General features: G+C 59.1%; 15 protein-coding genes. 8 read left to right on the top strand and 7 right to left on the bottom strand.

Annotated elements, in window-relative coordinates; genetic code table 11:
• Window positions 1–116: 116 nt before the first annotated feature.
• Window positions 117–1,523 (top strand): amino acid permease, encoded by a 1,407-nt coding sequence (locus C4J89_RS17635; protein ID WP_124415170.1) that lies wholly within the window; start codon window positions 117–119, stop codon window positions 1,521–1,523.
• A 145-nt stretch (window positions 1,524–1,668) separates the two neighbouring features.
• On the opposite strand, the gene C4J89_RS17630 is transcribed toward C4J89_RS17635, so the two are convergent.
• Window positions 1,669–3,435 (bottom strand): S8/S53 family peptidase, encoded by a 1,767-nt coding sequence (locus tag C4J89_RS17630; RefSeq protein ID WP_124415169.1) that lies wholly within the window; start codon window positions 3,433–3,435, stop codon window positions 1,669–1,671.
• Window positions 3,436–3,568: 133 nt separating this feature from the next.
• Between C4J89_RS17630 and C4J89_RS17625 the strand changes: the two genes are divergently transcribed.
• From C4J89_RS17625 to C4J89_RS17605, 5 genes are all read left to right on the top strand, one after another.
• A complete protein-coding gene (locus tag C4J89_RS17625) occupies window positions 3,569–5,023 on the top strand; it encodes an MFS transporter (RefSeq protein ID WP_124415168.1) in 1,455 nt (484 codons plus the stop codon).
• 135 nt (window positions 5,024–5,158) lie between these two features.
• Window positions 5,159–5,875, top strand: coding sequence for a hypothetical protein (locus tag C4J89_RS17620; protein WP_124415167.1), 717 nt, complete (start codon window positions 5,159–5,161; stop codon window positions 5,873–5,875).
• Between the two features lie 148 nt (window positions 5,876–6,023).
• Window positions 6,024–6,257 carry a hypothetical protein gene (locus tag C4J89_RS17615; protein ID WP_124367724.1) on the top strand — a complete coding sequence of 78 codons (234 nt, stop codon included), beginning with the start codon at window positions 6,024–6,026 and terminating at the stop codon, window positions 6,255–6,257.
• Between the two features lie 45 nt (window positions 6,258–6,302).
• Entirely contained in the window at window positions 6,303–6,758 is a 456-nt protein-coding gene (locus C4J89_RS17610; protein WP_124416045.1) for a thiol-disulfide oxidoreductase DCC family protein, read from the top strand.
• A 529-nt stretch (window positions 6,759–7,287) separates the two neighbouring features.
• Window positions 7,288–7,653 (top strand): hypothetical protein, encoded by a 366-nt coding sequence (locus tag C4J89_RS17605; RefSeq protein WP_124415166.1) that lies wholly within the window; start codon window positions 7,288–7,290, stop codon window positions 7,651–7,653.
• Here C4J89_RS17605 and C4J89_RS17600 read toward each other — a convergent pair.
• The 5 genes from C4J89_RS17600 to C4J89_RS17580 all read right to left on the bottom strand — a co-directional run bounded on the left by C4J89_RS17600 (window position 7,647) and on the right by C4J89_RS17580 (window position 10,737).
• Window positions 7,647–7,946, bottom strand: coding sequence for a hypothetical protein (locus C4J89_RS17600; RefSeq protein WP_124415165.1), 300 nt, complete (start codon window positions 7,944–7,946; stop codon window positions 7,647–7,649). The genes C4J89_RS17605 and C4J89_RS17600 overlap by 7 nt on opposite strands.
• Window positions 7,947–8,157: 211 nt before the next feature.
• Window positions 8,158–8,718, bottom strand: a complete 561-nt coding sequence (locus tag C4J89_RS17595) for a hypothetical protein (protein WP_124415164.1) — start codon at window positions 8,716–8,718, stop codon at window positions 8,158–8,160.
• A gap of 460 nt (window positions 8,719–9,178) precedes the next feature.
• Window positions 9,179–9,481 carry a hypothetical protein gene (locus tag C4J89_RS27005; RefSeq protein ID WP_177413013.1) on the bottom strand — a complete coding sequence of 101 codons (303 nt, stop codon included), beginning with the start codon at window positions 9,479–9,481 and terminating at the stop codon, window positions 9,179–9,181.
• Between the two features lie 284 nt (window positions 9,482–9,765).
• Entirely contained in the window at window positions 9,766–10,260 is a 495-nt protein-coding gene (locus tag C4J89_RS17585) for a hypothetical protein (protein ID WP_256681753.1), read from the bottom strand.
• A 225-nt stretch (window positions 10,261–10,485) separates the two neighbouring features.
• The gene (locus C4J89_RS17580; RefSeq protein WP_124415162.1) at window positions 10,486–10,737 is read right to left on the bottom strand and encodes a hypothetical protein; all 252 of its coding nucleotides are present in this window, start codon (window positions 10,735–10,737) and stop codon (window positions 10,486–10,488) included.
• 194 nt (window positions 10,738–10,931) lie between these two features.
• On the opposite strand from C4J89_RS17580, the gene C4J89_RS17575 reads away from it, so the two are divergent.
• Window positions 10,932–11,369 (top strand): GNAT family N-acetyltransferase, encoded by a 438-nt coding sequence (locus C4J89_RS17575; protein ID WP_372238952.1) that lies wholly within the window; start codon window positions 10,932–10,934, stop codon window positions 11,367–11,369.
• A gap of 121 nt (window positions 11,370–11,490) precedes the next feature.
• Here C4J89_RS17575 and C4J89_RS17570 read toward each other — a convergent pair whose 3' ends face one another.
• Window positions 11,491–11,886, bottom strand: a complete 396-nt coding sequence (locus C4J89_RS17570) for a RidA family protein (protein ID WP_124415160.1) — start codon at window positions 11,884–11,886, stop codon at window positions 11,491–11,493.
• 140 nt (window positions 11,887–12,026) lie between these two features.
• Between C4J89_RS17570 and C4J89_RS17565 the strand changes: the two genes are divergently transcribed.
• Window positions 12,027–12,941, top strand: coding sequence for a LysR family transcriptional regulator (locus C4J89_RS17565; RefSeq protein ID WP_124415159.1), 915 nt, complete (start codon window positions 12,027–12,029; stop codon window positions 12,939–12,941).
• Window positions 12,942–13,010 lie beyond the last annotated feature (69 nt).

Raw genomic sequence — 13,010 nt, 5'->3', positions numbered from 1 at the left:
TTGCAGTCGATTGGCCGATGTCGAGATCAGACACGATGATGCCGCACTCAGGCTACTTTGGCGTTGTCCTGCGCACTTAAGGTGAGGGTATTGGTCGCCCGAGAACCACAAAAACAATGAATAGTCTCAACTCCAACGATTCCAACGCTCAGCTGGCGCAGGGTTTCAAGCCGCGCCACGTCACCATGTTGTCCATCGCAGGCATCATCGGCGCGGGGTTGTTTGTCGGTTCCGGGCATGCCATCGCGGCGGCGGGGCCGGCGGTGTTGCTGGCTTATCTGTGCTCCGGCCTGCTGGTGGTGCTGGTGATGCGCATGCTCGGGGAGATGGCGGTGGCGCGCCCCGACACCGGCTCGTTTTCCACCTATGCCGACCAGGCCATTGGCCGTTGGGCAGGCTTCACCATCGGCTGGTTGTATTGGTGGTTCTGGGTGTTGGTGATTCCGATCGAGGCGCTGGCTGCCGGGCATGTGCTCAATCAGTGGTTTCCTCAGGTCGATGCATGGTTGTTTGCGTTGTTGTCGATCATTTTGCTGGTGATCACCAACCTGTTCAGCGTTGCCAAATATGGCGAGTTCGAGTTCTGGTTCGCGATGGCCAAGATCATCGCCATCGTCGGTTTCATCGGCCTGGGGTTCAGCGTGCTGATGGGCTGGATTCCGGATCGTGAAGCCAGCGGCTTGAGCCGCTTGATGCAAGAGCACGGCGGCTTTGCACCCAATGGCCTATCGGCCGTAGTGGGGGCATTCATCACCATCATGTTCAGTTTCATCGGGACCGAGGCGGTGACCATCGCCGCGGCCGAATCGAGCAACCCGGCGCAAAACATCGCCAAGGCGACCCGCTCGGTAATCTGGCGCATCGGCGTGTTTTACCTGTTGTCGATCTCGATCGTTATTTCCGTGGTGCCGTGGAACGATCCCCTGCTGGCATCCGTGGGCTCTTACCAGCGTGCGCTGGAGTTGATGAACATTCCCAACGCCAAGTTCATGGTCGACCTGGTGGTGTTGATCGCCGTGGCCAGTTGCATGAACTCCTCGATCTACATCTCCTCGCGCATGCTGTTCTCCCTGGGTAAACGCGGCGATGCGCCACGCGCCCTTAAACGCACTTCAGCGGCGGGCGTACCCAGGGCGGCGGTGATTGCCAGCACCATCCTGGGTGCGGGAGTGACGCTGCTGAGTTACTTCATGCCCGCTGGCCTGTTCCAGTTTCTGCTTGCCAGTTCCGGTGCCATCGCGTTGCTGGTGTACCTGGTCATCGCCATCTCGCAACTGCGCATGCGTCGGCTGCTGCTCAAGCAGAACGTCGAGCTGATCTTTCGCATGTGGCTGTTCCCCTGGCTGACTTATCTGGTCATCGTGTTCATCTGCGCGGCGCTGGCCGTGATGATGGTGACGCCGGAACACCGTACCGAAGTATCCTCGACGATTGGCCTGGCCCTGGTGATCTCGTTTATCGGCCTGGTCACTTCGCGTCAGCAGGGGCAGGCGGTCAAACCGGTGGCACTGGAGCATTCCTGATCATGCGCCCGGTTCAAAGATCGTTCCCACGCTCCCGCGTGGGAATGCAGGCCGTGACGCTCTGCGTCATCTGTCCGCAGTAGGTGGGACGCGGAGCGTCCCAGGAGGCATTCCCACGCAGAGCGTGGGAACGATCAGGTGCGGTTCAGCGCACCCGCGTCCGGCTTTGCACCGCCAGGTCCAGCGCCTTTTGCATATCCAACCGAGCCGAGCGCCCGACGTCCTTGTCGTTGAGCTGGTAGTTGCGCTCCGACGGAAGGATCGGCGCGGTGAGGTCCTGGGCGTCGCTGCGTTCAAAGTCGTGGTTCTCGCCGATCGCCATGGCGCTGCGGCGCAACAGCATGCGCAGCTGTTCGGGTTGCAGCTGCGGATTGATCGACAGCATCGCCGCCAGCAAGCCTGCGACCATCGGCGTGGCGTAGGAGGTGCCGCAATGCACGGCGCCTTCCTGGCCGGCCTCGGGCGTGGACGCGTGGGCGCAGGCGGCAGCAGTGATGTCGACGCGCATGTCCACATTCGAGGAGCTGCGTGTAAGGGCATAGGCCGGGTCATCGACGGCAACGCCGCCACGCACGTTACGCTGGTGTCCGCCCACCACCAGCAACTGCTCGGTGATGAAGGAGGAGGGCAGGCGGTACTCGTCGCTGCCAGAGAATGCCGAACCGTTACCGGCGGAGTTCACCACGATCACATCAGGGTGTTCCTTGCGCAGCCACAGGAAGAACTCTTCGAGCAGCTCTTCGTAGCCACTCATGGCAATTCCCGAGCGCACCAGCGAGTCGACGTCATTGCCATTGACGTCCTTGGTTCCGACGCGATGAATGCCCCAGCTCCAGTTGAGCACGCGCACCCCGTCCTCCACGAGGTTGACCGAGGCGGCGATGTTGGCAGTGATACCGGCATCGGAGTTGCGCTCGACAATCACGTCAAAGCCACCGCTGGCCTTGTCCAGCCCACGTAAAAAACCGGTGTTGCCGCCGTTGTCCCAGCCTGCCGCGAGGATGCCGGCGACGGTGGTGCCATGGCCGCTCGCCGCACCCGTATCGCGGGCGTAGACGCAGGTACGCCTGGGGGCGCAGGCACCGAGGTAGTCGGCGAAATCTGCGGTGTCGAAATCCACGCCGCGCTCGATCAGGCCGATGCGCACCGGTTGCGGCGTGATAGGTGTGTGTTGGCCCGGGATGCGCCGCTGATAATAGGCCACCGCATCGAGAAAGCGGTTGGCGGCCCATTCATCGGAGTCGGGCGATGGCTTCTTCGGTTTTTCGTGGCGCGCGGCAGTGTGCTCGGTTTCTTCGGCGGCGGATTCTTCGATCACCACCGCATCCACGCTGGTCTCGCCGCCCAGGCGTAGCACCAAGGCGTCGCGCTGCAGCAGGTCGGTGGCCGGCAGGCGCAGTTGGAAGAGGTTCAGCGGCGCGATGCTGCCGACCACGCTCGCGCCGTATTTGCGCGCGAGGCGCTCGGCTTCTTGGCGGCCATCGTGGTCTTCCTCGATCAGCACGCTGACGAGGTCGACATAGGTGGTCAGGCCGTCCATGTTCTTCGCCACTTCGCTGGGCCCGGCGGCGACGACATGGCTATTGCGCAGGGTCAGCCAGGCCGCGTTGCTGGCGCGCGGGCCGTCTTCGAGCCACAACGGGCCGCTCTGGTAGCGCGTGCCGTCCAGGCGCAGGCGCAACTGGTCGCCGTCACGCTGGAGGGCTTGCGCCGGCAGCGCCTTGCCCGCCAGTTTCACCTGCGGCGTTGCTTCACCCAGCCCGCGCGCACTCAGGCACCAATCCTGCTCCCGGCTTTGCAGCAGGTCGCCGCAGCGTTTCAGGTTTTCCAGTCGCAGCGGTTCCTGTGCCATGGCCGCCGTGCTGGCGACCAGGGTGAGCAGCATCGCGAGGGCAGCATTATTCAGAGGCATCAGTGGGTTCCTTGCCGGGGCCTGATACTGCGACTCCACCCACCCGCCGTTCGTTCAGCGCGACCACGTTGAACTCCCTCGCCCAAGCCTCACTCCTAACTGGACGAGGCAGTGCACATGGACGGATGTGACAATGACCCAGCCACACTCAAACACCCCTGGCACGCTGTTCGAGACCGACCTGCCCGCGCGCCTGGACCGCTTGCCCTGGGGCCGTTTCCACACCTTGCTGGTGTTCGCGCTGGGGATCACCTGGTTGCTCGACGGCCTGGAAGTGACCTTGGCCGGCTCGGTGTCCGGCGCGCTGAAAAGCAGCACCGGCCTGAACCTCAGCAACGTCGACATTGGCCTTGCCGGTGGCGTCTACATCGCCGGTGCCGTGCTGGGTGCGCTGCTGTTCGGCTGGCTCACCGACCGTCTGGGGCGACGCAAGCTGTTCTTCATCACTCTGTGGCTTTACGTGGGCGCCACCGCAGCCACGGCGTTCTCCTTCAACCTGGAAACCTTCCTGCTGTTCCGCTTCCTGACCGGCATGGGCATCGGCGGCGAATACACCGCAATCAACTCGACCATCCAGGAATTCACCCCGGCACGCTATCGCGGCTGGGTCGACCTGACCATCAACGGCACCTTCTGGCTGGGCGCCGCCCTGGGGGCCGGTGGCGCCATTGTGTTGCTCGACCCGCAGATCGTCGGCGGCGACCTCGGCTGGCGCCTGTGCTTCGGCATCGGTGCCGCGCTGGGCCTGGTCATCCTGGTGATGCGCCTGTGGCTGCTGGAAAGCCCGCGCTGGTTGCTGATTCACGGCCAGCACGACGAAGCGCGACGCATCGTCGACGGCATCGAAGCGCGCCTGCGCGAACAAGGCCACGCACTGGCCCCAGTGACCGCCCCGCCGTTGCGGCTGCACGCGCGCGACCACACACCGCTGGCGGAGATTTTCCACACTCTGTTCGTCAGCTTTCGCCGTCGCGCCCTGGTCGGCATGACCCTGCTCACCGCCCAGGCCTTCTTCTACAACGCGATCTTCTTCACCTACGCGCTGGTGCTCACCGACTTCTACGACGTGCCCGCCGAGCGCGTCGGCTGGTACGTCTTGCCGCTTGCCCTCGGCAACTTCTGCGGGCCGCTGCTGCTGGGGCGGTTGTTTGACGTGGTCGGCCGGCGCGTGATGATCAGCTTCACCTACGCCACCTCCGGCGTGTTGCTGGCGCTCAGTGGCTACGCGTTCCAGCAAGGCTGGTTCGACGTGACCCAGCAAGCCATGGCCTGGATGGTGATCTTCTTCTTCGCCTCGGCAGCGGCGAGTTCGGCGTACCTGACCGTGGCCGAGACCTTCCCGCTGGAAATACGCGCGCTGGCGATTGCGGTGTTCTATGCGTTCGGCACGGGGCTGGGCGGGATCATCGGGCCGACCTTGTTTGGGCAGTTGATACAGACGCAACAGCGCGGGAGTTTGTTTGTGGGGTATTTGATCGGGGCAGCGTTGATGTGTGCGGCTGCCCTGGTGCAGGCAATTTGGGGTGTGGCGGCCGAGCGCAAGGCATTGGAGCAGGTGGCGCGACCATTGTCGCAGGCGGCTGATTGAGGGCAGGCAGGTGGGCGCGCCCAGGCCGTTGGTGCTCGAGGTGCAACGACGGTTGTTTACGTCCCCAGCGGGCCTAAAGATCGAGCCTTTCACGTCGATAACCTCCATGAACCCGCCGATCATGGACCGATTGAAATGACACTCTCCATCAGCGCTACCACTATAGCCCCTGCCAATATCCGACTTGCGCCTTCCGAGCAGAAACTGACGCCCCAGGCATTGCCGGAGGCGGCCAAGCAATCCTTGGCAAATGCCGGGCCGGCTGCGGTCTATCATCCCAGCGAAGCCGCCCAAACCGCGAGCGAGCCACCGCAGGTGACCGACGTGTGGGTCGGCCGCTCCGAATCACCGGAATTTCCTCGCTTCGTCGACCGCTTCCATAGTGCCCAGGCGGTGCTCAAAAGCGCCTTCACGGCGTTCGCATCCACCCTTAAGAGCACCGCCCCCGACCTGGCCAGAACCGATTATGGTTTTACCGTCGAAGCCGATGGCCGCCTGAAAGTCATCGACAAGGCCGGTCAGCTGAGCGACGCGAATATCAAGCGGCTCACCGAACTGCTCAATGGCTCCGCTGATTTGAAAACGGCCGCGGTGACCTTCCGCAATGCCGCCATCGACATGACAGACGCCGGCTCGCCCTGGTCCGGCAGCGGCATGGGCTACTACAGCCTGACCAACGAAAATTTCGCCAAGACCATTGATCTGGCGCCGTTGTTCAGAACCTATGACCCTTCGGATGTGAAGGGTGGCAGGGAACGGTTTTTTATCATTCAACTGACCTACAAAGGTGAGCGGGCCACGGCGGAGACGGAGCAGGCGATGTATGCGCGGCGTGCGGGGCAGGCATACTAACGGCGCAATGGGTTGTGTGAGGCTCAGCGAGCGGGGCAGGTATTTAGCCACTTTCGGCGCAAAGTAGCCCCTTTCCTTGCCAGCTGGTCTACCATGCCTCTCCCGGCAGTGATCTATGCGCTACCGTTCATTTTTTAAAGGTACCGCCATGTCCATCGACCAAATCTCCCTGCCCAAAGGCGTCGGCCCCGTTGCTGCCAAACTCCTCGACGCCATCACCGGCGCTGCCACCCACGAAGAACTCAACCGTGCGGGCGGCAAAGCCGAGGGTTTTGTGTTGGGCCTGGAATCCAGCAAGGCTATCAAGAGCCAAATCGCCGAGTCGTTGTATGTGGCTTACGATGATGCGGCGAGCAATCGGGCCAGTGAGTTGAAGGGCTGAGGGTAAGTCGGTCCTGATGAACCCGGCACGATTGGACCCATGCTTATGCCCGCCTCCCGAACTCGCCCCTCAACCGCGCCTTTCCTCAACCCAGGCGAGACCGTGGTGCTCTTCGACGGCGTGTGCAAGCTGTGCAATGGCTGGGCTCGGTTCCTGATTCGCCATGATCGTCAACGGCGCGTGCGATTGGCGGCTGTACAGTCGCCAGAGGGCCAGGCCCTGCTCGCCTGGGCGGGGCTGCCGTTGGATCAGTTCGATACCATGGCGGTAATTCGTGACCGGCATTACTGGGTGCGCTCAAATGCGGTTTTCGAAATCATTGCCCAACTGCCTGCCGGCTGGCGCCCACTGGGGCTGTTGCGTGGCATCCCACGCCCAATTCGGGATTGGGCCTATGATCGCATTGCTTTAAACCGCTATCGACTCTTCGGAAAATATGACACCTGCCTGTTGCCCGACCCCGATCATGAACAACGTTTTTTGAAGGGGGGCGCCTGCTAAACCTGTGATGTTGGTTGCCGCCGCAGGTTCTGCGGCGGACTTTTCAAGCTGAACCCAGGGTGCGTTAGTTAACGACTTCGCAGGGTCTGGTTGACGAAATGTAAGCCGCGCAGGTCTGAGGCACTCGAGCGCGCAATGCCTGCCTCGCATTATTCTTGGCAGTTGTGCAGGCGGCATGATCGGTGCCAGGCGCGGTTCCCGTCGCGCTGGCCCCTCGATTTGCAGGTGGGCATGGCATTGGAGCATTCGCTGCAACTGTTGCGGTGCCGATACTCTGACCGCGCGCCGCCGCTTCAGCTTTTAGTGTGTCGGCTGCGTAAGTACTGGTGGAGATTATTCCGGCCAACACCAATGCAGTTGCCATGATATTGAGTGACTTCAACATGTTCGATCCCTCGATTAGTTAAGCGATGAGTACTGTTTACCGTCCCTATGAGCTGCTGTTTTGCCTGATAGAGACTAGATCGCATAAAGCCACTCTGTGATATTTTTTATTGGTTCATCTTTCGCTTTCCCACCGGAGCCCGCAATGCCCTCCACCAAACGCGACAGCGTAGGTATCGAACGTCGTCTGGTTGCCGCCCTGACCGAAGCCTGTGAAACCGCCAAGGCTGAAATCCCCGGCTTTGAATGGCTGACCCATGAAGTCGACTACGCCGCTTTCCCCCAAAGCCTGCGAGTGATCTGGGTATTCGATACCCGAATAAGCAAGGAGCAAGCCCTGGCCAAGGGAGAAGACCAGCGAATGCGTGAACTGACAGGCACCGCGCTGAGCGATGCCGGTGTGGATCTGCGGTTACTGCACCGCTGCGTAGGATTCGATTCCGAGGAGGAGTGCCATCTCCAACATGGTGGGAATTGGCGTCTGCGTCTGGCCAAGCGGAGCGACTATTGATGAGTGTCCGCTTCCTCTGCCGGATAGAACTCGCCGTTCTTCCCCATTTTTTCCAGCCGTTGGCGCGCGATCGACTCAACGCTAGCAACTTCACCTTGATCGTCAGCGTTGACCAACTTCAAACACAGGCGCCGGACATTCTGATCGTGAGTGCCTTCGCTGAGCATTTCATGGGTGAAGACTTGCTCACCCCGCCATAGACATAGCGGCCTGTGAGCCCCGCCGAGCCATATCTCGTTGATCGATCGAAGATCAGTGGTAGCCAGTTGATCCACGGTGATTGTCTTGTCCATTGCGCTGTACCTTAACGATGGGGAGAGACGGGTAGACTTACTGGCGCAGTGGGTCGTTCCCAGTTTCGGCACGGTCGTGGTGGTGTGGGGAGTATGGAGTGACTGACAGCTAACGGCCAAAAGCTGCCGCTCACCTGACATAAACTTCGAACGTCCCGACGCCCGGAATGAGCCCCTCGTAGCCGCAAAACAAAGCCTGTTAACGTGCCTCTCAACGCGTTGCACATTGGCCTATCCGAAGAAAATCTTTAAGCGCCGCCTGATAGAGCGTCAATGGCTGATTGTCCGTACTGAATAGTGCAAACGGAATCATCGTGAGATGTGAAAGCGACGTGGAGTTTATCGAGTAGGTTTTTTGCCTGCAAAAGCGCTGATCCTTATTCAATATAAAATCAAACTTGAAAAGGTTCGTCCGCGTACACCAACTGGGGATCAAACCCAGACTCAGGCCCGTCAAGTAATCTTGTCCGCAAGCGCCGCCAGATGAGAACTCCGAGATCTTTATTTCTAATGCCGGCAGGGTCGTAGCGGCAAGGCTGGAGCCCGTATCCTGTGCATCGGGAATAACTTTGAGTGTCGCTGCGTATGCGTCCTTGCCGAAGCGACTGTCTTTCCATGGGGAGTTTATTGCGTAACTAAAGCTGGAGATGATTTCTTCCGTTTCGGGTTCAGCGGTTTCGTTGATCGTCGGCTGGGACGAATAAGATGTGCAGCCGGAACAGAGTATCGCAATGCTGACAAACACAAAGCCGTTGGCTATTAAGCGACGCATACTCAGTTCTCCCTAACTATCAATTAGCCGACATTCTTGTCACTTAATGCCGTATAGCATCTTATCTACACGCCGGATGGCAGAGTAGGGTCGGCAGAGTAGTGGCACAGTAGGGGGGCAGACCACGTTTTCAATAGTGGTGGTCTGACCCCGGTGGCCCCTCGTTAATCTGTAACCTGCGGGCAAGGGTTAAAAACCTCGGTTACGTCGAGTGTTGTATGCCACGGGACGGCAGTGCCTGACACCATTCCGCCTACGGTTTGCTGTCGACCCGACTTGCGCACATATCCGCCATCCGTCCCAGTGAAGACGTGCTGCCCTGGCTTCGTCAGATAATCAAAGAAACTGACTTTCACAGGCACATTCATTTGCCCACCCGGCGTAATGACGGCGAGCATGATCGCTCGGTCTTTGGTGAATACAACGAACGGTTCGACTCCAGTGCGACCACCAACTGTCTTCACGCACTGCACTTGTTCTGGGAGGATGCGTGCGGTTTCAGTGTAGGTGTGGTTGTTGTGCTGGTCAACACTCCCAGGCCTTGAGTGGCCCTGCAGCTGCCTTCGCTTCCATATGGGAACAAGCACCAGTTCGTTTCCGACACGGCTTGAATATCCGATGGTGCAATTTTCAGATCGCGCTGGATTTGGGCTTTTGATTCCGGCGTGTCGTAAGGGATCATCACGCATCCACCGAGTGTCACTGCTGCGATGAGGCCTATGGCCGCAGCTACGTTTTGAACTGATGATTTGAAGGTGTTCATTGTTCGCTCTCCTTGCTGTATTACCACCACTGGAAGGCTGTGGCGATTTTGGTAGCGAACCTTACGGCATGGGCGGCAAGCAGTCATCCTCGTGCTGATAGCTGGATCGGTAGATGACTTGACTGGACACTTACCTATTTCTGACCGATTGCTGCACTCATTAGTACGCTTCAAATCCCCGAGCGTTGCGGTCTTAGAACTAAGGAAAGAGCAGGGGGCAGACCACGTTTTCAATAATGGTGGCCTGACCCCGGTTTCACACCGGTTTCACACGGGAGCGATCATCAGGGCTTGACCACCGGAATCGCCGGAAACTGAAACCCGTCGTCCACTCTTTTTTGGGTGAAGTCGTCGCCGCCGTCTCGCGCCTTGCTGCGGTAAGTAGTGGCGGTTAGCTCGATGATTTCATACGCGTCATTAAGGTAAGGGTTTCCTGGTTTGGCGGAAGTGATCTGCTCCCCCACTTGTTTCCCGGTAGTGATAGTGAAGTAGATCTTGCCGGACACTCCCCATAGGCCAAATTCCTTTTGCTCAAACCATTGGCCGGATTTGTCGGTCACGCGGAACTTCACATTGAAGGTGCCATCGGCGCGACGTTCATTCAGTTGCTGCGTACGTTTACCGTCGAGGGTGGTCGCTTCGCCGTACCACTTACCGATCATCAGGGCGTGTTCCTGTTCCTGAAGGGTAGAGAGGGGTTTTACGGCATGGACAAGGGGGTGTTGACCACAGCCGGACAGACACACGAGGGTAAGCGCTAAAGCAAAAATCTTGAACACGTAAATTCCTTGGCAAATTAGCCTGCGGCCTGTCGATCCCTCTCAACTGAGAGACTCGGCCGATTTACTTGGTAGGCAAATAATGAACTTCAATAATAGTCAGGGTGATACCAAATGGTCACCCGTTTTTTCGGCGTGCCACAAGGTAGTACGCGCCTGCTTTCGGCCAAGAGCCGCTCTCATTTCAGCGGTAATTGGAAAGTGAAGACTGCGTACTAGCAAAAGTCAGAGGGGGTATTTCTTCATTGAGAGCCGTAATCGCTGCCATTCATTCCAGCAGTTCTCGGCAACCAAGTCCCGGAAACCACGTTCGTTCTCCATATCCAAGGCGACGCCGAGTGGAACTGCAACACACGTCGCTAGATCACGGATCTCCAGCACCTCGGTCTCAGTGAGTGGAGAGCCTTTGTTCGTTTCGGCGCTTTGCAAAGCCACCGATAGCGCCGGAATGAATACAACACAAAGCTGTTCCGTCATCTGTTGCTAGCCTTACTCGTGCGGGAAGGCAGAAAGATTACGCTGGTTGCTTAATCACGGCTATTGGCCAAGAGAATCCAAGTCGGATGTCAGCTTTGGATCGATAGCTGTCACTGGCGTGCCTACGGTGCACACATCAAGATCCCCGGAGAACTCAGAAGGGTTTCGCGCCCCATCAGAGAGAATTGACCTCAATGGAAATTCAACGGATCACGCATCTGCCGCCACAAATCCTCGACCTTGAGAAAACGGCGGTTGCAGAAGGCTTCAGGTTTCTCACCCGACTGACTTCAGAATGGCAGTCAGGCACCAATCGCTTCGATGGGCTTGGCGAATGCCTCATGGCTGCGTATCTGAACCAGCAGCTTGTAGGTATTGGAGGTCTGTCTGTTGATCCGTTCACGCATGACCGTACAGGAAGACTGCGACGTGTGTATGTGGCGCCGGTATCACGAGGGCAACAGGTTGGCCGGAGATTGGTTAGCGCGTTGCTTGCCCACGCGGCATTGCATTTTGAAAGTGTGCGTCTCTACACCGACACCTCCGAGGGGAGCACTTTTTACCTGCGCTGCGGCTTCATTCGAACAGAAGACGCTCACGCGACACACATTGTGCGGATCACAAACCTCTGAGTTGTCGGCTATCGACCCAAAGCAGACGGTGAAGGCAAGCAGAGAACAATCGGGAGCGGGGGAGCACCCCAGAAAAAACAAGATGCCCCCCTTCGACAGTCGGAGAAGGACTGAGCCGAGTTTATTGGGGTAGTTTGGCAATCACCTTGATCTCGAAATCAAAACCGGACAACCAGGTCACGCCAATAGCGGTCGCCGTCGGGTAGGGCGCTTCGCCCCAGTACTCGGCCACTACTTCCCAGATCGTTTCAAATGTCGAGTCGGGGTCGACCATGAAAATGGTCGTGTCGACCACATCCTCGAAACTACTGCCGGCCTCGGTCAGGATCGCGTTGAGGTTGGTGAAGGCCAGGCGAACCTGTGTCGCGAGGTCCGGCTCGGCCGAGCCATCCTTGCGGCTGCCGACTTGACCGGATACGAACAGAAAACCGTTGGAACGAATCGCCGGTGAGTAGCGGTGAAGTTCGTACAGTGCATGGCGGTCAGGCGGGAAAACCACATCACGTTTACTGGTCATTTCATATCTCCTTCGGGGCCGACGTGGCCCGCTGTTTACGATGGAGCCAGTGTAAAAAGACGAGCGACCTGAATAAACGCGCAACGCTGGTCATGACTGTTTGTAGAATCCAAACTATCCAGACCCCAGTGAGGCGTGAAATGGACCGTTTCGATGCAATGCAGGCCTTTGCTCGCGTGGTGGAAACCGGCAGCTTCACCAAGGCGGCAGCCACCCTGCACATGAGCAAGACCACCGTGACGCAGCTCGTTCAGCAACTGGAAGCGAGGCTGCGCGTGCGCTTGCTCAACCGCACCACACGCAAGGTCAACGTCACCGCCGATGGCGCGGTCTACTACGAGCGTGTCATCCGGCTACTGGTCGATATGGACGATGCCGAGACCAGCCTGTCCAGCGCATCGATGACACCGCGCGGGCGGCTGCGGGTGGATGTGCCCAGCCCGTTTGCGCGAATGCTGCTGATACCCGCCTTGCCGGGGTTCTTTGCACGCTACCCGGAAATCCAGCTGACCCTGGGCGTGAGCGACCGGATTGTCGACATCATTGGCGAAAACGTCGACTGCGTGGTGCGCGGCGGCGAAATCATCGATCAGTCGCTGATGGCAAGGCATGTGGGCGATCTGCACATCGGCATTTATGCCGCGCCCGGCTATCTGCAGCGCTTGGGTACGCCAGCGCACCCCCGTGAGCTGGAGGAGGGCAGGCACAGTACCGTTGGCTTCCTCTGGTTTCGCACAGGCAAATCCTTGCCCTACGCGATGCAGCGTGGTGAGGAACGCATCGAGATTCAGGGCCGCCCGCAATTGACGGTCGACGACGGCAATGCGTACCTGGCCGCCGGCCTGGCGGGCCTGGGCATGCTTTGGCTACCGCAGTACATGGCCAAACCGCACCTGGCCAGCGGCGAATTGCTGCCGCTATTCGAGGACTGGCACATGGCGCCGATGCCGATGTACCTGGCATTCCCGCCGAATCGCCATGTCAGCGCCAAGGTGCGGGTGTTTATCGACTGGGTGATAGAATTGATGGCCGAGCATGCGCCGGTGGTTAGGTGAAACGGGTGTGAACCCATTTCAGAACTGGACACTGGAGCAGATCCGGGTCACAGAAAACGCTAGCGGGTA

It is taken from the genome of Pseudomonas sp. R4-35-07 (assembly GCF_003852235.1).
In the GTDB taxonomy this organism is placed as follows: Bacteria; Pseudomonadota; Gammaproteobacteria; order Pseudomonadales; family Pseudomonadaceae; genus Aquipseudomonas.
This window is presented reverse-complemented; position numbering and strand designations above follow the sequence as displayed.

What these genes read in the sequence shown, in the direction of transcription:
- C4J89_RS17635 (WP_124415170.1), top strand. Translation starts at nt 117, where the DNA reads ATGAATAGTCTCAACTCCAACGATTCCAACGCTCAGCTGGCGCAGGGT.
- C4J89_RS17630 (WP_124415169.1), bottom strand. Translation starts at nt 3,435, where the DNA reads ATGCCTCTGAATAATGCTGCCCTCGCGATGCTGCTCACCCTGGTCGCC.
- C4J89_RS17625 (WP_124415168.1), top strand. Translation starts at nt 3,569, where the DNA reads ATGACCCAGCCACACTCAAACACCCCTGGCACGCTGTTCGAGACCGAC.
- C4J89_RS17620 (WP_124415167.1), top strand. Translation starts at nt 5,159, where the DNA reads ATGACACTCTCCATCAGCGCTACCACTATAGCCCCTGCCAATATCCGA.
- C4J89_RS17615 (WP_124367724.1), top strand. Translation starts at nt 6,024, where the DNA reads ATGTCCATCGACCAAATCTCCCTGCCCAAAGGCGTCGGCCCCGTTGCT.
- C4J89_RS17610 (WP_124416045.1), top strand. Translation starts at nt 6,303, where the DNA reads ATGCCCGCCTCCCGAACTCGCCCCTCAACCGCGCCTTTCCTCAACCCA.
- C4J89_RS17605 (WP_124415166.1), top strand. Translation starts at nt 7,288, where the DNA reads ATGCCCTCCACCAAACGCGACAGCGTAGGTATCGAACGTCGTCTGGTT.
- C4J89_RS17600 (WP_124415165.1), bottom strand. Translation starts at nt 7,946, where the DNA reads ATGGACAAGACAATCACCGTGGATCAACTGGCTACCACTGATCTTCGA.
- C4J89_RS17595 (WP_124415164.1), bottom strand. Translation starts at nt 8,718, where the DNA reads ATGCGTCGCTTAATAGCCAACGGCTTTGTGTTTGTCAGCATTGCGATA.
- C4J89_RS27005 (WP_177413013.1), bottom strand. Translation starts at nt 9,481, where the DNA reads ATGAACACCTTCAAATCATCAGTTCAAAACGTAGCTGCGGCCATAGGC.
- C4J89_RS17580 (WP_124415162.1), bottom strand. Translation starts at nt 10,737, where the DNA reads ATGACGGAACAGCTTTGTGTTGTATTCATTCCGGCGCTATCGGTGGCT.
- C4J89_RS17575 (WP_372238952.1), top strand. Translation starts at nt 10,932, where the DNA reads ATGGAAATTCAACGGATCACGCATCTGCCGCCACAAATCCTCGACCTT.
- C4J89_RS17570 (WP_124415160.1), bottom strand. Translation starts at nt 11,886, where the DNA reads ATGACCAGTAAACGTGATGTGGTTTTCCCGCCTGACCGCCATGCACTG.
- C4J89_RS17565 (WP_124415159.1), top strand. Translation starts at nt 12,027, where the DNA reads ATGGACCGTTTCGATGCAATGCAGGCCTTTGCTCGCGTGGTGGAAACC.